This is a genomic window from Tahibacter amnicola (assembly GCF_025398735.1).
Lineage (GTDB): Bacteria > Pseudomonadota > Gammaproteobacteria > Xanthomonadales > Rhodanobacteraceae > Tahibacter > Tahibacter amnicola.
Genome location: NZ_CP104694.1, coordinates 4,173,788 through 4,196,169 on the forward strand (window position 1 = coordinate 4,173,788; position 22,382 = coordinate 4,196,169).

General features: G+C 67.2%; 15 protein-coding genes. 8 read left to right on the forward strand and 7 right to left on the reverse strand.

The genetic code is table 11. From position 1 onward, the window contains the following. The first annotated feature begins 2 nt into the window (after positions 1–2). On the forward strand, positions 3–3,182 hold the full coding sequence (locus tag N4264_RS16235) for an efflux RND transporter permease subunit (RefSeq protein ID WP_261693284.1): 3,180 nt from the start codon (positions 3–5) through the stop codon (positions 3,180–3,182). Between the two features lie 41 nt (positions 3,183–3,223). Here N4264_RS16235 and N4264_RS16240 read toward each other — a convergent pair whose 3' ends face one another. From N4264_RS16240 to N4264_RS16255, 4 genes are read right to left on the reverse strand one after another with little or no spacing between them, the layout of a single operon-like run. After that, positions 3,224–5,146, reverse strand: coding sequence for a TonB-dependent receptor (locus N4264_RS16240; RefSeq protein ID WP_261693285.1), 1,923 nt, complete (start codon positions 5,144–5,146; stop codon positions 3,224–3,226). After that, positions 5,143–6,093 carry a diguanylate cyclase gene (locus tag N4264_RS16245; protein ID WP_261693286.1) on the reverse strand — a complete coding sequence of 317 codons (951 nt, stop codon included), beginning with the start codon at positions 6,091–6,093 and terminating at the stop codon, positions 5,143–5,145. Before N4264_RS16245 ends, N4264_RS16240 begins: the two co-directional genes overlap by 4 nt. Beyond that, the gene (locus N4264_RS16250) at positions 6,090–9,251 is read right to left on the reverse strand and encodes a hybrid sensor histidine kinase/response regulator (protein WP_261693287.1); all 3,162 of its coding nucleotides are present in this window, start codon (positions 9,249–9,251) and stop codon (positions 6,090–6,092) included. The genes N4264_RS16245 and N4264_RS16250 overlap by 4 nt, the downstream gene beginning before the upstream one ends. Positions 9,252–9,268: 17 nt before the next feature. Then, positions 9,269–9,814 carry a hypothetical protein gene (locus N4264_RS16255; protein WP_261693288.1) on the reverse strand — a complete coding sequence of 182 codons (546 nt, stop codon included), beginning with the start codon at positions 9,812–9,814 and terminating at the stop codon, positions 9,269–9,271. Positions 9,815–10,152: 338 nt separating this feature from the next. Between N4264_RS16255 and N4264_RS16260 the strand changes: the two genes are divergently transcribed. Together N4264_RS16260 and N4264_RS16265 are read left to right on the forward strand one after the other, a co-directional pair. Next, entirely contained in the window at positions 10,153–10,875 is a 723-nt protein-coding gene (locus tag N4264_RS16260) for a response regulator (RefSeq protein ID WP_261693289.1), read from the forward strand. A gap of 76 nt (positions 10,876–10,951) precedes the next feature. Continuing rightward, complete coding sequence (locus tag N4264_RS16265) at positions 10,952–13,561, forward strand: serine/threonine-protein kinase (protein ID WP_261693290.1); 2,610 nt, start codon at positions 10,952–10,954, stop codon at positions 13,559–13,561. A gap of 3 nt (positions 13,562–13,564) precedes the next feature. Here N4264_RS16265 and N4264_RS16270 read toward each other — a convergent pair whose 3' ends face one another. Together N4264_RS16270 and N4264_RS16275 are read right to left on the reverse strand one after the other, a co-directional pair. Continuing rightward, on the reverse strand, positions 13,565–14,293 hold the full coding sequence (locus N4264_RS16270) for a helix-turn-helix domain-containing protein (protein ID WP_261693291.1): 729 nt from the start codon (positions 14,291–14,293) through the stop codon (positions 13,565–13,567). A gap of 168 nt (positions 14,294–14,461) precedes the next feature. Next, positions 14,462–15,841 (reverse strand): phosphoribosyltransferase family protein, encoded by a 1,380-nt coding sequence (locus N4264_RS16275; protein ID WP_261693292.1) that lies wholly within the window; start codon positions 15,839–15,841, stop codon positions 14,462–14,464. A gap of 347 nt (positions 15,842–16,188) precedes the next feature. Here N4264_RS16275 and N4264_RS16280 point away from each other — a divergent pair, with 347 nt between their 5' ends. The 3 genes from N4264_RS16280 (at position 16,189) to N4264_RS16290 (ending at position 18,849) form a co-directional block, all read left to right on the forward strand. Continuing rightward, positions 16,189–17,277, forward strand: coding sequence for a hypothetical protein (locus tag N4264_RS16280; RefSeq protein ID WP_261693293.1), 1,089 nt, complete (start codon positions 16,189–16,191; stop codon positions 17,275–17,277). Next, positions 17,274–18,371: a hypothetical protein gene (locus N4264_RS16285; RefSeq protein ID WP_261693294.1), complete on the forward strand. Its 1,098-nt coding sequence runs from the start codon at positions 17,274–17,276 to the stop codon at positions 18,369–18,371. Before N4264_RS16280 ends, N4264_RS16285 begins: the two co-directional genes overlap by 4 nt. Positions 18,372–18,462: 91 nt before the next feature. Continuing rightward, positions 18,463–18,849: a CrcB family protein gene (locus tag N4264_RS16290; RefSeq protein WP_261693295.1), complete on the forward strand. Its 387-nt coding sequence runs from the start codon at positions 18,463–18,465 to the stop codon at positions 18,847–18,849. A gap of 234 nt (positions 18,850–19,083) precedes the next feature. Here N4264_RS16290 and N4264_RS16295 read toward each other — a convergent pair whose 3' ends face one another. Continuing rightward, complete coding sequence (locus tag N4264_RS16295) at positions 19,084–20,076, reverse strand: acetyl-CoA carboxylase carboxyltransferase subunit alpha (RefSeq protein WP_261693296.1); 993 nt, start codon at positions 20,074–20,076, stop codon at positions 19,084–19,086. 578 nt (positions 20,077–20,654) lie between these two features. Here N4264_RS16295 and N4264_RS16300 point away from each other — a divergent pair. Next, positions 20,655–21,023: a hypothetical protein gene (locus N4264_RS16300; protein WP_261693297.1), complete on the forward strand. Its 369-nt coding sequence runs from the start codon at positions 20,655–20,657 to the stop codon at positions 21,021–21,023. Positions 21,024–21,089: 66 nt separating this feature from the next. Then, positions 21,090–22,382, forward strand: coding sequence for a TolC family protein (locus N4264_RS16305; RefSeq protein WP_261693298.1), 1,293 nt, complete (start codon positions 21,090–21,092; stop codon positions 22,380–22,382).

A 22,382-nucleotide genomic window follows, 5' to 3' on the forward strand; every position in this document is an offset into this window, starting at 1 on the left:
CGATGCTGGAAAAACTCATTCGATTCGCCATCGCGCGGCGCTGGCTGATGCTGGCATTGACACTCGCGCTGGTGGGCGTCGGCTCCTTCAGCTTCACCCGGCTGCCCATCGACGCCACCCCTGATATCACCAACGTCCAGGTCCAGGTCAACACCGAGGCGCCAGGTTATTCGCCGCTGGAGGCCGAGCAACGGGTGACCTTCGTGATCGAGACCGTCATGGCCGGCATGCCCCGGCTGGACTACACGCGTTCACTCTCCCGCTATGGCCTGTCGCAGGTCACGATCGTGTTCAAGGACGGCACGGACCTCTATTTCGCGCGGCAGCAGGTCGCCGAACGATTGCAGCAGGTGAAGTCCAAACTGCCCGCGGGTCTGGACCCGCAGATGGGGCCGATCGCCACGGGCATGGGCGAGATCTTCATGTACACCGTCGATGCCCACGCCGACGCACGCAAGCCGGACGGCACGCCCTACACCGCGACGGATCTGCGCACCTTGCAGGACTGGGTGATCCGGCCGCAGCTGCGCGGCACCCCGGGCGTCACCGAGGTCAACACCGTCGGTGGATTCGCGCGGCAGATCCACATCACGCCGGATCCGGCCCGCCTGGTCGCACTGGGATTCACCCTTCACGACGTGGTCAACGCCGTGGCGGCCAACAACCGCAATATCGGCGCGGGCTACATCGAGCGGAACGGCCAGCAGTTTCTCGTCCGCACGCCCGGCCAGGTGCCCGATCTGGACGCCATCCGGGACATCATCCTGGATCGACGCGACGGCGTGCCGATCCGGGTGCGCGACGTGGCCGAAGTTGGTGAAGGCGCGGAACTGCGAACGGGTGCGGCGACGCTGGACGGACGCGAAGTCGTGCTGGGTACCGTTTTCATGCTGATCGGTGCCAACAGCCGCGAGGTCGCCCAGGCCACGGCGGCGCGACTGGCGGATGCCAGCAAGAGCCTTCCGCCCGGCGTCTCGGCCAATCCCGTCTACGACCGGACCACCCTCGTCGACCGCACGATCGGAACCGTCGCGAAGAATCTCATCGAAGGCGCGTTGCTGGTGATCGCGGTGCTTTTCGTGCTGCTGGGCAACTTCCGGGCGGCCCTGATCACGGCGGCCGTCATTCCTCTGGCGATGCTGTTCACCATGACCGGAATGGTACGCGGCGGCGTGTCAGGCAATCTGATGAGCCTGGGTGCGCTCGATTTCGGCCTGATCGTCGACGGCGCGGTGATCATCATCGAAAACTGCCTGCGCCGGTTCGGCGAACGGCAGCACAAGCTCGGTCGACTGCTACGCGAAGAGGAGCACCTGGACGTCGCGGCGACGGCGACCGCCGAAGTCATCCGGCCCAGCCTGTTCGGCCTGGGGATCATTACAGCCGTCTACGTCCCGATCTTTGCCCTCACCGGCGTCGAGGGAAAGATGTTCCAGCCCATGGCCGTCACCGTGGTACTGGCACTGACCGGTGCGATGGTGCTGTCCCTGACCTTCGTGCCGGCCGCCGTGGCGCTGTTCCTGCGCGGACGCATCCACGAACAGGAAACGCGTGTCGTGCAATGGGTGCGCCGCCACTACGCACCGACGCTGGCCTGGTCGGTCCGGCGGCGCGGCGGCGTCATTGCGGCCGCGCTGGCTCTCGTTGCCGTGTGCGGTGCGCTCACCACGCGACTGGGTTCCGAGTTCATTCCCAGCCTCGACGAAGGCGACGTGGCGCTGCATGCCATGCGCATTCCCGGCACCAGCCTTGACCAGGCCATCACCATGCAGGCGACGCTTGAACGCCGTATCAAGCAGTTCCCGGAAGTGGAGCGCGTTTTCGGCAAGCTGGGCACCGCGGAAGTCGCCACGGATCCGATGCCGCCTTCGGTCGCCGACACATTCATCATGCTCAAGCCACGTGAGCAGTGGCCCGATCCGCGCAAGCCGAAGGCAACCCTGGTTGCCGAAATCGAAACCTCGGTGAAGCAACTGCCAGGCAATAACTACGAATTCACCCAGCCGATCCAGATGCGCATGAACGAACTGATCTCGGGCGTGCGCGCCGACGTTGCCATCAAGCTCTACGGTGACGACGTCGACACCCTGGTGGCCGTGGGTCGCCGCATCGAAGCCGTGGCCCGGACAGTCCCGGGCGCTGCCGACGTGGCACTGGAGCAGGCCACCGGCCTGCCAATGCTGACGGTGACACCTGACCGGCAGGCGCTGTCGCGCTACGGCCTGAATCCCAGTGCGGTCCAGGACACCGTCGCCACGGCGATCGGCGGAGAAGTGGCGGGACAGTACTTCGAGGGCGACCGCCGGTTCGACATCGTCGTGCGGCTGCCCGAACAGCTGCGCCAGAGCCCCGCCGCGCTGGCGGACATGCCCATTCCCCTGGGCGGCAGTGAGAATCTCGACGAATCCAGTCGCGCCGCGGCGTGGATGTCGGGCGCACCGCAGACAGTACCGCTGCGGGAGGTCGCGACGATTGAAACCACCCAGGGCCCCAACCAGATCAATCGCGAAAGCGGCAAGCGCCGCGTGGTCGTCACAGCGAATGTGCGTGGACGCGACCTGGGGGGATTCGTCGCCCAGCTGCGGCAACAGATCGACGCCGAAGTCGAGGTACCGCCGGGCTACTGGGTCGACTATGGCGGCACGTTCCAGCAGTTGATCTCTGCCAGCCAGCGGCTGTCGGTGGTCGTTCCGGTGACGCTCGCGATCATCGTCGCGCTGTTGTTCTGGGCGTTCGGTTCCGCCAAAGACACGGTCATTGTCGCCTCCAGCGTGCCGCTGGCCCTGACCGGTGGCGTGGTAGCCCTGGTGCTGCGCGATATCCCGCTGTCCATCTCCGCCGGTATTGGCTTCATCGCACTGTCGGGTGTGGCCGTGCTCAACGGATTGGTGATGATCGCCTCGATCCGCGCGTTGAGGGACCAGGGCGTTTCACTCGATGCGGCGGTCGTCGACGGCGCACTCGGCCGTCTGCGTCCTGTCCTGATGACCGCTCTGGTGGCCTCGCTCGGCTTCCTGCCGATGGCACTCAATGTCGGCGCGGGCTCGGAGGTTCAGCGTCCGCTCGCCACGGTGGTGATCGGCGGCATCGTGTCCTCCACCCTGCTCACCCTGCTGGTGCTGCCGGCGCTGTATCGGGTGCTGCACGGGAAAACAGCTGCACCTGCCGATTCGGCAGCGTGACAGTCAGCCGCCGGCGTATGTAGCGCCGGCGGCGTACAGCGCTAGCGCCGCCAGGCCAGTTCGACAGACCAGATGCGGTATCCGTAGTCGAGCACCAGCGGTGTTTGTGGCGGCGCCCGATTGACGACATACGTGATGTCGGCGTCTGTCGCATTGCGCACGGCCAGGCGCAGGCTCAAGCCCGGCACCCGCGAAAAAGCATGTTCGGCAGACAGGTTCAGCGCGCTGTAGCCGCGCGCGCTCGACGCCGGCGAAAGGCTGCGCGCGCCGACCCGGTGCCAGTTCGCGCCCAGTGTCCATTGGTCATTCGGCTGCGCAATCAAGCCCAGGTTGGCCAGGATCTCGGGCGTACCGAATGCGCGTCCCGGCGTCGGATTGATGTTTGCCGGCGAAGGCACTTGCCGACGCGTGTAGATCTTGGAGACGTTGCCGTTGAGCCGCAGGTGGTCGGTCAGGCGGACATTGGCCTCCAGCTCGACGCCGCGGGAACGCACCTGGCCGGCATTGCGGAAGCCGGCACCGGGCGGCCCGGCCGGGCCGAGCACATCGTCCACCACCTGGTGGTAGAGCGTGGCGCGGTAAACGCTGTCGTGGCTGCGGTGAATCCACGCCAGCTCGCTGGTGTGGACGGTTTCGAAGTCCAGCCGGGTGTTGCGCTGGCCCGAGTCATAGAGCTCCACGCCGACCGGCGTGCGGAAGCCCTCACCGTATTGCGCCTTGAGCGTGTCGTTGCTGCCGGCCCGCCAGACCGCCGCCAACCGCGGCGTCACGCGCGATGTCACGTTGGAGAACACGTCGTAGCGCAGGCCCGCGGTCAGGCTGAGGCGCTCGTTGGCGTCGAATTGGTCCTGTACCAGTACCGAGTGCGAGGTCAGGCTGTCGCTCACACGGGCTGGCCGGTTGGTCGGCATCGGCGGTGCATTCGGCGGCGGCGGCGGTGCCGGTGGCAGGTTCGCCCGGTCGATATCCAGGGTGCCGGCAGCGACTTCGGCGAGGAAGCGATGGCGCCCCCACTGCCAATTCACGTCGGAGCCGACCTGCCGGCGGTCGCCGATGAATCCGGCAGGCGCGGCGGCGTAGTGCGCGTCGGAGTATCGCGTCCAGACGCCAACGCGGTTGTCGTTGCCGAAGCGCCAGTCGTAGCGCGCGTCGAACGCCTTGATGTGTTCGTCCACATCGCGCACCGTCGCCGGATTGGCGCCCTGGCCCGGTACAAGGCGCTGGTGATTGCGCGCAATGCTGGCCGCCTTGATGGTGAGGCCGCCGTGCACCACGCGAACGTCGGCGTAGGTCCGGTCTTCGTCGGCCGGCGTGCTCGCCGGAACATCGTAGCGATCGCTCGTTTCGCGACCGACATTCAATTGCCATTCCCACGCGCCTTTGGCAGACAGCGTCGCGCCGCCCAGGCGTTCGCCACCGGCCCCGAATCCGGCAAAGGCGCCGTTCCGGTCCTGGTGCGTGACGATGTTGACCAGGCCGTTCAGCGCGAAATCGCCAAAGACAACCGAGCCGGGCCCACGAATCACTTCGATCCGGTTGACCAGCGCCAGCGGCATCAGCATGGCGGAGGAATTCTGCGCGGCGACGGTATAGGAGGTGTCCATCCCGTCGACCAGGACTTTCACATTGCCCGAATTGAAAAAGGCGTCAATGCCACGCACACGCAGCGTGGCATAACCGTTCGGATCGCGATTGACCTCGATGCCCGGCAGCAGGGCTATCGCATCCAGGACGGAACGCGCGCCGAGGGCCCGGGCCTGATCCGCGGTCAACACGCTCACAATGCCGGGCACGAAGTCCGCATTCTCGCGCGTGCGGGTGGCCACTTCGGTTTCTTCGGCCAACAGCTGCAGCAGGGCCTCGCGCTCGGCCTCGTCAGTGGTTTCCTCGGTGCCAGTCGGGCTCTGCGCCAACGCGGACGCGGCCACGACCACACCACTGCAGAGTATGCAGCGCCGGATCATGGTGTCTCCTCCCCCTGCAGTACCCGGGTTGCCGTGATGTCGGCCCCCGCCAGGACGCACCGATTGCGCCCCCTGCGCTTGGCTTCATACAGCAATCGATCGGCGTTTTCCAAGAGGTCGCGGCCATCGCCCAGGTCAGGGACGCGCTCGACCGCGCCAATGCTGATGCTGACCCGCGGTCCGGTGCTGGATTTCACGTGCGGCAGGTCAAGCCGCCGCACGGCCTGCAGCAGCTGGCTGGCATGGCTATCCATCTCACCGGTGCTGCCGGCTGCACGGACGATGACAAATTCCTCGCCGCCGTAGCGGGCGGCCAGGTCGCCCGCGCGCTGACAGGATTCCTGCAGGGCCGTCGCCACCCGGCGCAGGCAGTCGTCGCCCGGTCCATGGCCGTAGTGGTCGTTGTATTGCTTGAAGTGATCGATATCGACCAGGAGCACGCCCACTGGCAGGCGCTGTTCGAAGGCCGCGGCGGCGCGCCGCGCCCACTCCTCGTCGAACCGGCGACGGTTGGCGATGCCCGTCAGCCCGTCGATCAGCGCGCGTTGTTCCAGCAGATCGCGCTGCCGCTTGAGCTCCAGGTGCGTGCGCACCCGCGCCCGCACGATGGGCGGGCTGATCGGCTTGGTAATGTAGTCGACCGCGCCAGCGGCAAAACCGCGCTCCTCCTCGCCGACTTCGCTGAGCGCGGTGACGAAGATGACGGGCACATCGCGCGTGGCCGGCTGCGCCTTGAGCCGGCGCAGCAGCTCAAAGCCATCCAGCCCCGGCATCACGACATCAAGCAGGATCAGGTCGGCCGGCAACGCCATGGCAAGACCAAGAGCACGCTCGCCGTCGGTCGCAAAACGCAGGTCGTAAGCCCCCTGCAGCGCTTCCGCCAGCACCCGCACATTCGCCGGTTCGTCGTCGACGATGAGGACTCGCGGAACGCTGCCCGGATTCACGACCCGACTCCGGCGGGCGCCACGGATTTCCACGCGCGCAGCGCGGCGGCGTAATCGAGTTGATCGATGGCAGACTGCAGCGGCGCCAGCTGCACGCGCTCGGCCGCATCGAGGTGCTGCAGCAGCCGCGCGAGCGTGGTGCCCGCCTCCAGGCTGCTGCCCTCCAGCTCGCCGGCGAGCTGCTGCCAGAGCAGCGCGGTCGTCGCCATATCGCCGGTGGATATCGGTGCGGCCTGCTCCGGTCCCGGCAAGGTGGCAGCAGCCAGCTCGGCCAGCGCGCTGCCCAGTTCGCGCAGCGAGGATTCACTGGGGGTGGCGTGACGCAGCGCCGCTTCCACGCTGGCCGCCGCCGACGCCACCCGCTGCGCACACAGGGTGGCCGCGGCGCCCTTTACCGTGTGCGCCAGGTCCTGTGCGACGGTGAGATGCCCCTGGGCCAGCGCCTGGCCGATCTTGTCGGCGGTGTCGGCGTGGCGCGCACGAAAATCTGCCAGCAGCCGCCAGAGCAGGTCGCGCTTGCCATTGACCCTGTCCAGCGCCGCCGCCAGGTCGACGCCGGCCACGGCCGTCAGCGGTGCCGCATCGTCTGCCGGGCGTGCCGCGGAGGCGACTGACATCTCGTGCGGCAACCAGCGCGCCAGCGTGCGCAGGAGACGCGACTCTTCGATTGGCTTGGAGAGATAGTCATCCATGCCGGCGTCGAGGAATCGCTTACGGTCGCTGGCCAGCGCGTGGGCCGTCAGCGCAATGACGGGAATCGTGGCAAGCCGCGCGTCGCGCTTGAGTCGTCGTGTGGTTTCCATGCCGTCCATCTCGGGCATCTGCACGTCCATCAACACGACGTCATACGGGGAAAGCTCAAGCCGTTGCAAGGCCTCCAGGCCGTTGCCGGCGCAGTCGACGGCGAGTCCTGCATCGCGCAGCAGCTCCTGCGCGACCTGGCGATTGATCGGGTTGTCTTCCACGAGCAGCACGCGGCCGCCCTGTGGAAAACGATACGTCGCGCCCGGCGCCTCGCCGGAGGCACTCATGCGCAAGCCACCGGCGGTGCCCAGCGCCTGGAGCGCGGCGTCGTGCAGCGTGGAGGGGCTGATGGGTTTGTGCAGGAAAACATCCACGCCGGCGCGCTCCGCCGCCTGCATCAACGTGGTATCGCCGTACGCAGTGGCCATCACCACGCCCGGCCGCGGCAAGCCGCGACGGTTGATTTCCGCGACGGCGGCCAGGCCATCCATTCCGGGCAGTTTCCAGTCCAGCAGCAGGAGGTCGAAGGGCGGATCGGCACTGCTCATCCGCGCGAGGGCGGTCTCGGCCGATTCGGCCAGCGAGACATCGAAGCGCAACGCCTCGAGCATGGTGCCGAAGACTTCCCGCGTGGTCGCATTGTCGTCCACCACCAGGGCACGCAGACCGACCGGCGCGTCGCTGTGGGCAATGGCTGGTGCCTTCGCATCCGCCACTTCCAGCGGCACTTCAAACCAGAAGGTGCTGCCGCGCCCCCGCTCGCTGTCACAGCCCATCTGGCCACCCATCGCCTCGACCAGACGTTTGCAGATGGCCAGTCCCAGCCCCGCTCCGCCATGCTTTCGCGTGTCCGAGGCATCCAGCTGCGAGAACGGCTGGAACAGCCGGCCCAGGTCTTCGCGGGCGATTCCCGGTCCGCTGTCGTGCACCGAGCAGCGCAGCAGCGCCCGGGCCCGTTCCTGGCTCGGCGCGCAGCCGATGTCCACGATCACTTCGCCGCGCGGGGTGAACTTGATAGCGTTGGTGACCAGGTTGATGAGCACCTGCTGCAGGCGAAGGGAATCGCCGATCAGGCTGCGGGGTACTTCCGGCGCGATGGAGAACAGCACTTCCAGGTGCTTGTCCCGCGCGCGCTCGCCGACCAGGGCCGACAGGTCGGTGACGATCTGGTCCAGGTTGAACGCATCACTCGTCAGGTCGAGCCTGCCGGCTTCGATGCGGGACAAATCCAGCACGTCGTCGATGATTCCCAACAGCAGGCGCGCGGACGACTGCAGCTGGCCGAGCAGGCCGCGCTGGCGCGGATCGAGGATGGTCTTTCCGAGCAGCGTCGCCATGCCGATCACGGCGTTCATCGGCGTGCGTATCTCGTGACTCATATTGGCCAGGAACTGGCTCTTGGCCCGGTTGGCCGACTCGGCCTGTTCCTTGGCGTCTTCCAGCTCGCGCTCGAAGCGACGCTGCGCGGTCACGTCCCGGGCAATACCGTCGGTGCCGACGACATTCCCATCCGCATCGTGCAAGGGCACTTCTGATAGCTCGATCCGGTGCACCTCGTCATCCGCGTCGCGCACTTCGATTTCCAGGCTGCGCGCACCGCGGGCGGGACCGGCAGCCATGCGTTCGCGCGCCTGCCGGTTCACCGCGGCATCGGTGAGGAGTGACTCTTCCCGGGCGGCAAAGGTTTGCGGATCAAAACCGAGCACCCTCCGCACGGAATCACTGACGGACGTGAGGCGGCCCGTGCCATCGCGGCCATATACAAAGTAGGTGTCGAGCTGGTCCAGCAGGCGGCGGAACTTCTGCTCGTGCTCGGCCAGCGCCTGCTCCGCCTGGCGGCTGCGCTCGCGCTGGCGCTCGAGCATTGCCGTGACCCAGGAAAGCACCGCCCCGAGCACGGCCAGCAGCACGGCCACGAACGCTCCCTGGGCATACAGCTGCCGGCGCACGTCGGTGGTGAACGAGCGGAACAACGCCGGACTTACCGCGAAATGCGCCACGCCCAGCAGCTCCGCGGAACTGGGGTGATACAAGGCGATATCCGCGCGAAAGGCGTCTTCTGGCGGACGTTCCAGGCTGCGGTCGAGGCTGCCCCTGGCGGCGTCGATGACGTCGTAGTCCAGCTCCAGTCCGATCCCCGCAAAGAAGGCTTCGCCGGTCTGGCCGTCGCGCAGGAGGAACAGTTGGTCCAGGGCCTCAGCCACGCGACGCTGCCGGTCGGCCGCGTCGCCTCGCGCGAGTGCATCGGCCAGAAGCCCGGACTGGGATTGGGCCAGCACCTGCGCCTGCTCGGTCGCCGCCAGGTGCAGTCGCGGTTGCAGCAGCAGGTTCCAGTAGGCGACCAGTGCCCCTTCCAGGATGACCGCCAGCAGCAGGAAGGCCACCCCGATGACGACCGGGATGCGGCGAGGCATTCCGTTCGTCCGCGCGCTCATCGATGCACCTTCGCCACCTGCACAAAGAAGGGTTTCAGCTCGATGCCGGCGGCCTCCAGTGTCGTGAGGTTGAGGAAGGGCTGCACCTTGGCCTCGACGGCAAGGCCGGCTGGAATACCGCGCTCCACATCCCCTTCGAAGGGCGAGTAGACGATGACGTGATGGGCGATGCTCCAGTCCACCAGGGCCTGCACATCCGCCGATTTCAGGCGCGTCGCCAGGAATACGGCGGCAGGCGGCGTTGCCGTGCCGGTCGGCAGGTCGCTGCTGACGACCATTTCCACGGGCATGTCGCGGATCCGCGCGGCGTCCGGTGCGCCGGAATTGCTGAGCACGGCCTCCACTTCGGCCTTGCGCTGCATGTCGGCCAGGTATACCAGCACGGTCAGGCGGCCCTCGGCCGCCTTGCGTTCAAGGCTGACATCGGCGGCCATCAGGGATCGGAACAGGCGGGCGCCGGCGCGCAGGCGGCGATCATCGGTGCCGTCGGCGCTGACGCCGACCGTCGCACAGGCCAGGCCGACCGCCAGCAACCAGGGCAAGGCCCGCACCAGCGAACGCCAGAATTGCCGCTGCCAACCGGTAACATTCCGGGTCGGACCCCGGCCGGGCGACAAGCTTGGCAGTGGCGAACGATCCGGCATTGAATTCCAGTCTGGCGGCGATTGGCCGCCCAGCATCGTGTCATTGGGGATGGTGGATGACAATCGTGGAGAAATTAAGGAAGGTCACTTCCGCCGGATCGCGTACATTCCGCCCCCCACCGGCGCCCTTCGCAGCCGGTGCACCGACAAATGTGCAGATTCCTGCCGGCTCTTGACTCGGTCCGCGTCCGGACGCAAAAGCAGGCAGCGCCACCGCACCACAGGGAGATCACTGCGTGAAAGCAACGGCCGCCCCACCAACGCGCGAACCGACGCGTCGCGTGCTGATCATCGAAGACGAACCCAGCCTCGCGGCCCTGCTGGCCGAAACGCTCGCGGCCGAGAGCTACGACGTGAGCGTGCTGGCCGAAGGCGGCGGTGCTGCGGACTGGGTACGCCGCAATTCGCCAGCCCTGGTGCTGCTGGATCTCAACCTTCCCGACCGCGACGGCTTCACGGTGTGCCGCGAGATTCGCGCGTTCTCCAGCGTGCCCCTGATCATGATCACCGCCCGGGTCGAGGAGATTGACCGCCTGCTCGGCCTGGAGATGGGTGCCGACGACTACATCTGCAAACCCTTTCTGCCGCGCGAGGTGGTCGCACGCGTCCGCGCCCTGCTCCGGCGCGTGCTGGAATGGCGCGACGCCAAGCCCGACAGCGTGCTGAGTCTGGACGAATCGCGTTTCGAGGCGCATTGGCGCGGGGTGATGCTGGACCTGACGCCGGTCGAGTTCCGTCTGCTGCGCGCCCTGGGCCAGCACCCCGGGCGCGTGCTGTCGCGGGCGCAACTCCTGGATGCCATCTACGTGGATGACCGGGCCGTCAGCGACCGCACCATTGACAGCCATATCAAGAACCTGCGTCGCAAGATCAGCGACGTGAGCGGTGGCGACGATCCGCTCGAGTCGGTCTACGGCGTCGGGTACAAACTCGACCCCTCCGCCGCCAGGGGCCGCTGAGCGGACACCGGCAAATTTCGACCGCCGGCACAAACCGGCCTGGACCTCGCCAGCTGCGCTACCGTAAAAGCCGGGTATGCCCACTGATATCTCGTTCCTGGTGCCGGGCGGCGCGCTGGCCGGACCGCTCTTCGCCTCGCTGATGAGCGAGGCGCGGCACCGGCATCGGCTTGAACCGGGAACCGTGGTCGACAAATACCGGGTCGTGGACGAGATCGGTTGCGGCGGATCGAGCGTGGTCTATCGTGCCGAGCGCTGTGACGGCATCTACCAGCAGACCGTCGCCCTCAAGGTCATTGGCGCCAGCGCCGCGGCGAACGTGCTGGGCGAGCGCGACCACCTGGCCCTGCTCAGTCATCACGCGATCGCACGACTGTTTGACGCCGGTGCCTTGCCCAGCGGGGATGTGTGGCTGGCAATCGAATACATCGAAGGCCAGCCGCTGGACGCCTGGGCGCAATCCACTCAGGCAGCCTGGCGCGCGCGGCTGGAGATGTTGCTGATCATCTGCGATGCCGTGCAGTACGCCCACAGCCGGCTGATCGTGCACCGGGACATCAAGCCGGCCAATATCCTGGTCGATGCCAATGCCATGCCGCGCATCCTTGATTTCGGCATCGCCGCTCGGCTGGACCAGGTGGAAGCAAACTCACCCGTCGCATTCACGCCCAGCTACGCCAGCCCTGAGCAGATTCGCGGCGAGCTGGCGACAACCGCGACCGACATCTTCCAGCTCGGCCGGCTGCTGCAGAAGCTAACCCACCTGCCGGCCGTCGACGCGGGGCCACCCACGCAGCGATTGCCACGACTTCTCGAACGGAACCTGGCGGCCGTGGCAGACAAGGCGACGGCACCCCGCGCTGACGCGCGTTACGCCTCCGTCACCGAGTTTGCGGCGGATCTTCGTCGCGCGCTCAAGGGACATCCGGTCCAGGCCCGGCCCTGGTCACTGCGCCGGCGGCTGGAATATTTCGTCGCCCGCCACTGGCTGCCGCTGGGCGCCGGTGTCGGTGTCGCTGCACTGCTCGCGGTCATCGCCGCCGTGTCAGCGCACCGCGTCGCCCTCGAACGCGACTTCGCCTGGCGCGAGGCCCGGTCGAGCTACGAAACCAGCCGTTTCTTCGTCGAACTGTTCAGCGAAGCGGCCCGCCAGACGACCGGCCCAGCCAAGGACGTGCTCGCGGAAGCCCCGGCGCGGGCCGAGCGGCACGCGGCGACACGGCCGGTCGTCATGTCGGGACTCCTGCACAGCCTCGGCGCCGCCTATGTCCAGGCCGGGCGTTTCGCAGATGCCCGCGGCGCTCTGGAGAAAGCCGTCGCCCTGCGCCGCGAAGGAGGCCCCGAATCCCGCCTGCTGTTGGCCCAATCGCTGGCACAGCTGGCCTATGTGCTCCACTTCGACGGGGAATTTGCCCGCACCCGCGCGCTGGCCAACGAGGCCGCCGCACTGGTGGACGAAGGGGGCCAACCTCAGGACCACGTCCGCGCGCTCAACACGCTCAACCTGCTGCTCGTCACCCTTGGTCGCTATGCCGAGGCCAGTCGGTACACCGAGCAGGCCGTCGCGCTCAGCCGCGCCCTTTCCGGACTGGAAGGCACCGAGCATCTCGATGCCCTGCGCAACCGCGCGCACCTGTCGATGTCGCTGTCGTACGTCGACGCGGCGCAAAAGCAACTGCACGACATTGTGGATCGCATGGAAGCCATCTTCGGCGCCGACGCGCCGAATACGCTGGATGAGCGCATCCAGCTGCACAGCGCCTACGCCATGCGCGGTGACCTGCAGCCGGCCGGGCAATTCTTCGCGTCACTGCTGTCTGGTGACCGCCCGCTTTCGGGCGATGCGGCGTACCACCGGCATTCCGCCCAGTACCACCTGGCCATGGTGAAGCATTACCAGGGTCGCTGGGCCGAATCGGCCGGCCTGTATGACGCGGCACTCAAAGCCCTCCTGACCCTGGAGAACGGCACGGGCGGACCGCATTGGGCTGCCGACTCCATCAACGTGGCGGGAGCACACGCCGATCGCGGCGATGTCGCCAAGGCAACGCGGCATCTGCGAGACGCACTGGCCAGTGCCGAGCGATCGCTGCCCGAAGGGGTGGCGCTGGCGATCAACCGCTATGCCCTCGGGCACCACCTGCTCAGCCTGGGACCGGATCCCGAAGGCGCGCACCTGCTGCAACGGGGCTGTACGGTCATCCTGGCCAGCTTTGTCGCCGGATCGCTGCGTGCAAGCCAGTGTCACGCTGCCCTGGCGCAGATGCTGCTGCACCAGGGACGGCACGCGGAAGCAGCTGCCGAGCTGGACGCTGCCGAGCGCCTGGTCGACCACGGTGCGCGGCTTGATCAGGCTCGCGTTCTCGCCGACGTCGCCCTCCTCCGCGCCAGCCTGGCGAAATCGCTCGGGCACGAGCCTCGCACCCTGCAGTCGTCCTACGAAACCGCGCGGGACCGGCTGACGAGTGCGTACGGTTCAGCCCATCCGCTCGTCGCCGATGTCGAGGTCCTGCTGGCCGAACACCTGGCCACCACCGATCCGGCGAGCGCCAGCCGCCATCTTGCCCACGCGCTTCCGGTGATGCTCCAGGCACACGCCGAGTCATCGGCCCGCCGACGTGCGGCCGTGGCCCTGGCCGCCGAACTCGGCGTTGCCGTCCCCGATGACGTGGCATCGCACCGCTGATGGTCAGTGCCATGCGCGGGGGATGCGCAACAGCATGCGTAGCGCGTCCGGTTCCGCCAACCGCACATTCCGGCGCGCCACCTGGATGAGGCCCAGCGCATGCAGACGGGACAGCACACGCGTCACCGTTTCCAGCTGCAGTGCCAGATAGTTCCCGATATCCGCGCGCGTCATGCGCAACAGCAGGGTATCGGCGCTGCAGCCCTGGGCTCGCTGGCACTCGGACAGTTCCAGCAGGAATGCGGCGACGCGCTGCTCGGCGTTGTAATGGCCCAGCTGCAGCCGCCAGCGGTTGTCGTGCTGAATCTGCCCAGCCATCAGCACCGCCATCCGCTGCCAGAACCCCGGCAACTGCGCCTCGACGGTATCGAAACGGTCAGCCGGCAACTCCCAGAGATACGACATGTCCAGCGCCTGCGCGTCGCAGCCGTAGCTGGCGCCGGAAAGACCGTCCGCCCCCAGCAAGTCGCCGCGCTCGGCAAAACCCGTGATGGACTCGCACCCGTCTTCGTTCACGACGACGGTCTTGAACAGGCCGCAGTGAACCAGGAACAGGGCATGGAGCGGCTGTCCGCTGCGGAACACATACTGCCGGCGCCGTACACGCCTACGCTCCAGACCCAACGCTTCGCACAGCGCCAGCACCTGCTGGCCGGACGGCATGGCACGGACCGCCGCGGGCCCTTCGGCCAGCCACTGGCGCGAGGAAGTGTGAGCCGCTGTCGGCCGCATACCGGCGCCTCCGTCCCGTGTGTGCAGGTCTGTCCGGGTAGTAACGGCGCTGCCGGACACAGGCGGGGCCCGGCGGCGCTGCCGCGCGTCGGGTGAGTGTACGCCTCCCTTTCGCGCCTGCGCCTGCGTCGCCCGGCTGCGTTCTTCCCACAGGCGCGCCGGCCGGCGTCAGTGCCGGACCGACAGCCGGCCCGGCGATCGCCGCACGCGGCGTGGCGTGACGTCATCATCGACGGATGTCTCCGCCAGCCATCGGCCGAACCAGGCAGCGGCGAGGTGGGCAACCCGGTCCAGGGCGCCGGGCTCTTCGAACAGATGGCCGGCACCGGGGACGATCGTCAGGTCCTGCGGGCCCGCGAGGTAGGTCAATGCGGCGCGGTTGAGCGCCAGCACCTCGGTGTCGGCACTACCGGCAATGAGCAATGTAGGTGCCACCACGCGCGCCAGGGCAAGGCTGCCGGCAAGGTCCACGCGGCCGCCACGCGACACCACGGCGGCGACGCGGCCGGGGCGCTCCGCGGCCAGCACCAGCGCTGCGGCCGCCCCGGTACTGGCGCCAAACAGGCCGATCGGAAGATGCGCCACTTCCCCGTCATGGCCGGCCCAGGTCATTGCCGCACCCAGACGCCGCCCCAGCGTTGCAATATCAAAACGGGCGGAACGCCGTTTGTCTTCAGCCTCGGTCAGCAGGTCCAGCAGCAAGGTCGCCAGCCCTTCGCGGTTAAGCAGGGCCGACACGAAACGGTTGCGCGGACTGTGCCGGCCGCTGCCGCTGCCGTGGGCGAAAATCACCAGGCCGATCGCGTGCGCCGGGATGTCCAGGTCGCCCTGCAGCGTGACGCCATCCACCTCGACCGCGATGCTGCGCGAGACATTGTCGTGATCCGGGTCATCCGACGTCACGGCGGACTGAGCCAGGATGCCCATCACCGTCGCATCGTCGACCGCCGAGAAATCGTCGTAAAACTGCCCGACCGCGTAGAACTCATCCGGCGACCGCAGGCACACCACCTCGTCCGCCAGCCGCGCGATGGCCGCAAGGCTGTCCGGAGCCGCCACCGGCACGGCGCAGACCAGGCGCGAGGGTTTCTGCTTGCGCGCCATGCGAAGCGCTGCGGCCATGGTGGCGCCGGTCGCCAATCCATCGTCAACGACGATGACGCAACGCCCCGCCAATGACAGCGGCGGCACACCCGGCCGATATTCGCGGCGGCGCGCGCGGATCACCGTCATCTGCTGCTCGATCTCGCGCGCCAGGTACTCCGGACTCGCCAGCGCCACGCCCGTGTCCTCGTTCAACTGCACGCCGCCGTGCTCGTCCACCGCGCCGATCGCAAACTCCGGGTTGTGCGGCGCCCCGAGCTTGCGCACCAGCACGACGTCAAGGTCACCACCGAGGTGGTCGGCAACGATGCGGCCGATCGGCACGCCGCCGCGCGGAATGGCCAGCACGAGCGGATGGCGCCCCTGAAAAGCTCCAAGGGCGCTGGCCAGCAGGCGCGCGGCTTCCGCTCGGTCGGCAAACGCGTGACGGGAATGCAGCGGCATGACACCACCTCCGCAACGCGGGCGGCAGTGCCGATGCGGGATGCTGGCCGCGCCGTGGCACGGCACCGCAGGACGGCTGCCGGAACTCGCGTTGATCGCTGGAAAAGTGCGCTGGCGTCATCGCCCTGTGCGCATCTTGCGCCTTGTGCAAAGAAGAATATTGACGCCCATCAAACATTCGGGCATTTGTCGACGGTGGCGTCAGGTTGCGCCATGCCTCCGCAACGTCCCGCGCTGCCCGCGCTGCACCGTCGCGGCCTGCGACCGGCTGTGCGCCCCCGTATTTCGATCCGGCAAAAGGCAGAGCCATGGATTCACGCCGACGTACGATGAGCGGGAAGAGCCGGATGGCTGTCGCGATGGGCGTCGCCCTGCCCATGGCGACGTCCTTGTATTCCCAGTACCAGGATCGGCTTTCGCAGAGCCGCCAGGAGGCCGAGCGGGAGCAGGCCGCCCTGATTGCCGCCAATGAGCGCGACCGCAGCCAGGCCATCGAGCTGCACGCCCGGCTGCGGGAATCCTGGCTGCAGCTGCAATCGGCGGGCGCTGCCCGCCTTGACGCGCTGTGTGGCGAGATAGAACGCGAACTGGATTTCGTCGACGGCGGCAGCTATGGGCGCTTTGCCACGGGCGTGATCGTTGCGACGTTAGGGGCCGACGCGTCCGCCATGACCCCCGCGGCGCCCCTGCCGCTGGCCTGCGCCTGCGCGTCACAGACCGCATCCCTGCTCGATCGCCTGCAGAAACCCTCGTCCGCGATCGCACGGCGCATGGCACGCCGCGACCGCCTGCCGCTGGTGACCCAACTGACGGACGCGCGCGACGAATGCAGCGGCAGTCCCATCGCAGTCAGCACGGCCGGCTCACCAGCCCCGCCGTGGGGTATCGACTGGAAAAAGACCGGCCTGGACCACCTCGCCAGCGCGGAGAAGCGCTTCGTCGGCCCACTGGCATGGCCTGCTTCGGGCAGGCGCAATGGCGGCGCCTCGGCCGGTGCAGCTTCAGCACCCGCCGTCGAGGCAACAGATCCCGGCGCGGTCGCCACGCGGCGCCCCGGCGTCGCCGAACGCCGGATGCGCGTGTACATCCAGATTCCCGCCACGCCGGACGCGTCCATTCGCTGCCTGCAAGCCGCGCTGCGGCAGCGCGGCTACATCGTTCCGGATGTCGAAGTCGTCGGAAAACGCTCGCCGACGACGACGCAGCTGCGCTTCGTCCAGGCACAGGAAAGCGACGCCGCCGGCGACCTTCTTTCGGATCTGCGCCAGGCCCTGCCCGGCTGCCGAGGCGAGGGTGCCCAGGCTGCCGCACTGACTCTTCCGGGCGAGCCGTCGGATTTCACACGGTTTCGCGGCACTGCCCGTCCCTATCACTTCGAACTTTGGATCGGTCGCGCGGACGCGCCGCCGGATACGTCCCAGGAACCGACCTCATGATGATCCAGCTTATCGACATACTGATCGGCCTGTCGGTCGTGTATCTGATCTTCAGTACCGTTGCTTCGTCCGCGGTCGAGCTGGTCGAAACCATGGCGCGTCGCCGTGCGCGATTTCTGCTCAACGGCATCGAGGAAATCTTCAAGCTCGCCCGCACCCGTGACGGCGACGGCAACGCGATCAGGGACGTCAGCGACCTGGTCAAGGCATTTTATGAATCGGCCCCCGTCGCGGCGCTCTATATTGGCGATGTCGAGAAGGCCGGCAAGCGGATCCGCGTCGCCCATGGCGAACTGCCCTCCTACATTCCCGCCGTCCGTTTCGCCGGCGCAGTGATCGAACTCGCGCAGGCCCTGCCCGGAAACGTCGCGGACGACACGGCCAAGGCCCTGCAGTCGCGCTTTGCCCAGGTACTGGCCCTGGCGCTGCGTCTCTACGCGCGACCGCAGGAGCAGGGCGTCAACGCCACGCTGGAAGTGCAGCGTGATGCGCTGGTGCAATTCTTCAACGACAACACCGAGCGCATGTCGAGCTGGTACCGGCGTCATGTGCAATGGATTCTGCTGGCAACCGGCTTTGTCTTCGCCGTGACATTCAACGTCGACACCTTCCACATCGTCCGCGTGCTGTCCCAGGACAGCGCCCTGCGGACACGCATCGTTACGCAGGCGCTGGCGGACATGAACGTCGACGCGCCACCCGGCTACCAGCTCAGCTGCAGCGCCACCGGTGATGCCGACAATGCGTCCGACACCGGTTCGGATCGCACGCCCGGTACGGCATCGACCGACCCGGACGAACAGGAAGCGCTCGCGGAACAGTGCGAGAAGGAGCTGCGCGAAGGGATCGACCGCCGTCTTAGCTACGCCGCGAGCCTGGGGCTGCCCATCGGATGGCATTCGGTCACGCCACCGGATGACGGCAGCGGCTGGTGGGGATGGCTGGTGATCATCGGCAAGCTGCTGCCGGGCTGGCTGGTGACGGCTCTGGCGATCTGCGTCGGTGCACCGTTCTGGTTCGACCTGATCAACCGCCTGGCCAATATTCGCACCGCCATGAAGCCAGATCCCGAGCAAGAGGCCGCGGCGGGCTGATCGTCACCTCAAGCCGGCGGTACTATGGCCTCCCCGGCCGCGGTTACTCGCGGAACGCATCGGCACCGGGGCTGTTTCGCGAGGTGATTCCATGAATGCACTTTCAGTGGCCGGCATTTTTGCCGGAGCCGGCCTCGGCGCCCTGCTGCGCTGGGCGCTGAACCTTGCGCTCAACCCGGTTTTCCCGACCCTGCCTCTGGGAACGCTCGCCGCCAACACCCTGGGCGGGCTGCTGACCGGCCTGATCATGGGTTTCGTGGTCCAGTTCGACACCTTGCCCGCCGCAGTGCGGCTGGCTCTGACCACCGGATTCCTGGGTGGCCTTACCACCTTTTCCGCGTTCTCGGCCGAAACCTCGGCATTGTTGCTGCGCGCCGAATACCGGTGGGTCTGCGCCATCATCACCGCGCATGTCGGGATGTCATTGCTGGCAACCCTGACCGGCGTCGGGCTGGTCCGCTGGCTGCTCCGCAGCTGATCAAACCTGTCCGGGCGCCAAAACGACGAACGGCCCGTGCGGGCCGCTCGTCTGGAAGCAATGGCGGTGAACGAGTGGCCTGTAGACGAAGAATCGCGAGTGACCGGCGAAGGGTGGGTCGTGCTGGGCGCCCGCTTCGGCGTGAGGGCTGTAGCCGCGCTACAGCCCGAATGAGAAGCAAGTCCTGCGCGGCCAGAACGAGTCAGTCACTTCCGATTCGAGGGTGACAGGCCACTAGACGCTGGCCGCCTGGGCCAGGCGCATGTTTCCGGTTTCCATATAGTTGCCGTAACGGCGAATGCGCTCATAGCGCCGTTCCAGCAAGGTCTGCGGGCTTTCGCGCTGGAGCCGGTCCAGCTCGTTCAACAGGACCGCCTTCAGACGGGCCGCCATGTTGTCCGGATCGCGGTGGGCGCCACCAAAGGGTTCGCGGACGATCTTGTCAATCAGGCCCAGGCGCAACAGGTTCGGTGCCGTCAGACCCAGCGCTTCCGCGGCGTCCTTGGCACGATCGGCGCTCTTCCAGAGGATCGATGAGCACGACTCCGGGGCGATCACGGAATAGATCGAGTACTGCAGCAACACGGTGCAATCGCCGACACCGATCGCCAGCGCACCACCCGAGCCGCCTTCGCCGATGACCGTGCAAATTACCGGAACGCGCAATTGCGCCATTTCCAGCAAATTCCGCGCGATCGCCTCGGACTGGCCGCGCGCCTCGGCGCTGACGCCGGCGTGCGCACCCGGCGTATCGATGAAGGTGAAGATCGGCAGCTGGAAGCGTTCGGCCGTCTGCATCAGGCGCAGGGCCTTGCGGTAGCCCTCGGGCCGCGGCATGCCGAAGTTGCAACGCACGCGGGTTTTGGTGTCGCGGCCTTTCTGATGGCCGATCACCACGCACGGGCGGCCACCGATGCGCGCCAGACCGCCGATGATGGCCTGGTCGTCCGCGAACGCGCGGTCACCGGCGAGTTCGTGGAACTCGTCGCACATGCGCTGGATGTAATCCGGAGTTTGCGGCCGCGCCGGATGGCGGGCGATCTGGACAGTCTGCCACGACGTCAGGTTGCGGAAGACGTCGTGCGTCTTGCGCTTGAGCTTTCGCTTGAGCTGAACCAGATCCTGGCCGATGTTGAATGCCTGGCGGTCGCTGGAATGGCTCAGTTCCTGGATCTTCGCCTCGAGCTCCGCGATCGGCTGCTCAAAATCGAGAAAATAGCGCGTCATCAGTGGGATACCGGCAAACTATAGCGAGCGGAGCAGCATATCATGGAGCAGTCAACCTTGTCGCCCGAGAGCGCCCGGCCCGCTGTGAGAGGGAGCAGACCCCGGCGTTGAAGGCGAGAGTCTACGTCGATTACGGCGATTCAAACTGCCGTTTGTCTCCAACAAACGACGATCAATAGCCAAATAGTACGAAGTGTAAATAACACGCTTTCCGCATTTCGGAATAATCCGCTCCGCGCGAACGCACTGCAAGTATTCCAAGCTCCTGCAAGTACACCGCGCAAGTCCTTGGCGTTACTCCAGTCCTTGGGGCTGTCGGCACGGTTGCAAGCCGCCAGCGAGCCCGGCTTTGAACGCCCAGGCAGAAAGCCCCTGTGGCAATCGTCCTGCCGCACCCGCGAAGGCCAAGTGCGTCATCGAGTGGCCATGCGGCAATTCACCTCATTTTCATGCAATGCCAATTTTCTACGTACAATCAAATACATAAACAATATATCTAATGTAAATTCACCTGCCGGTGCCGAACGAAGGAACCTGTGCGGCACCAGCGTTGCGGCAATCGGCCGTACACTCGGCCCGTGAAGAGGCTCCGTCGCTGCCGCTGGCTCGCACTGGTTGCCTTGCTGGGTCTGTTCTTCCAGCAATTGGCAATGGCGTCCTATGTCTGCCCGCTCCAGCAAGCGGAAGCGATGGCCGCGCCGCAACCGGCCTGCCACGACAGCGACGAAGGCGATGACCCCGCCCGCTGTCACCAGCACTGCCATCCGGCCGATGCGACCGCGGACGCCCCCACGCATTTCAGCGTTCCACCTGCCGCGGGATCGGAGGCGCTCCGCCTGCGATTGGCGGCAACCCGTCCAGCCCCCGTCGATGAAGCGTACCGGCTGCACCCGCCACCGATTAAAATAACTGATTTTACAATCGGTTATTGCATATATCTCATCTAGATTCTTACGCCGGATCTGTCCGATCGCCGCGTCAGCGGCCCGTCGATCCCTGGTCGTGGAGTCCACATGAGACCACCTATCTGTACCACTGCGTCCACCTCGCCGCTGCGAGGTGGCTGGCTGACCTGCCTGAGTGCCACGCTCCTGCTGCTGGGATGCCGCACGGGCCTGGCCGACGCGCAGCCCATCACCTTCTTCCAGGCGTTGGAGTCAGCTGCAAAAGACTCCGCCCAGCTCGCTGCACAGGAATCGGCGCTCGCCGCGGCCGAGGCCACCATCGGCCCGGCGGGCCAGTTGCCGGACCCGGAGTTGATTCTCGGGATCGAGAATCTCCCCGTGGAGGGCGAGGACGCGTTTCGCCCAGGGGCCGATTTCATGACGATGCGCCGCGTCGGCCTGATGCAGGCGTTACCCGCGCGCGCCAAGCGCGACGGCCGCGCGGCCCTTGCCCGGGCAACCGCCGAACAGGAGTCGCGGCGCCTGGCCGCCGCGAGGCTCGCCCTGCAGGAAGCGGTCGCGCATCGCTTCATTGCCGCCCGAGTGGCCCAGGACCGCCTCGAACTGCTGCTCGAACTCCGCCCGCGTACCCGGTTGCAGCTCGACAGCGCCACCGCTGCGTTGTCGGCCGGCGGCGTTTCCGCCGCCGATGCCGTCGCGGCCCGCAGCGCCGTCGCCCTGCTGGAAGACCGGATTGACGAGGCCGCTCAGGCCGTGGCGCTCGCGCGAGCGGACCTCGCCCGCTGGCTGCCCGATATCGGGGAACAAGCGCTTGGCCCGCTGCCGGACATCGACAGCCTGCCCACGCCGCCGGAACGGTTGCTTGAACGCATCACCCACCATCGGGAACTGCTGGCCTGGCAGGCGACGGAATCCGTCGCCGAGGCGGAGCTGTCGCTGGCCCGCCTCGACAAGCGTGCCGACTGGTCCGTGGAGCTGGCCTGGTCACGACGCGGATCCGCCTTCGACGACATGGTTTCCGTCCAGCTGCGCGTCGGGCTGCCCCTGTTTGCCCACCAGCGACAGGACCCGACTATCCAGGCGCGGCGTCATGGCGTGGAGAAAGTCCAGGCCGAGCGCCGCGACCGGGAGCAGGTTCATCGCGCCGAGCTTCAGAAAGCGGCCAGCACCTGGCAACGAACGGGTCAACGGCTGCAGCGCTACACCGCCGAACTGCTGCCGCTGGCGGACGACCGCTTCGACAGCGCGCTGGCGGCCTATCGCGGTGGCCGGGCAGACCTCCGCAGTGCCCTGGTCGCCCACGAGGCTGCGATCGAACTACGACTGGCCTATGTGGACCTCCGGGCGCAGCGCGCCACGGCCTGGGCCACGCTGCGCTTTGCCGAAGGCGGGGAGCACTGA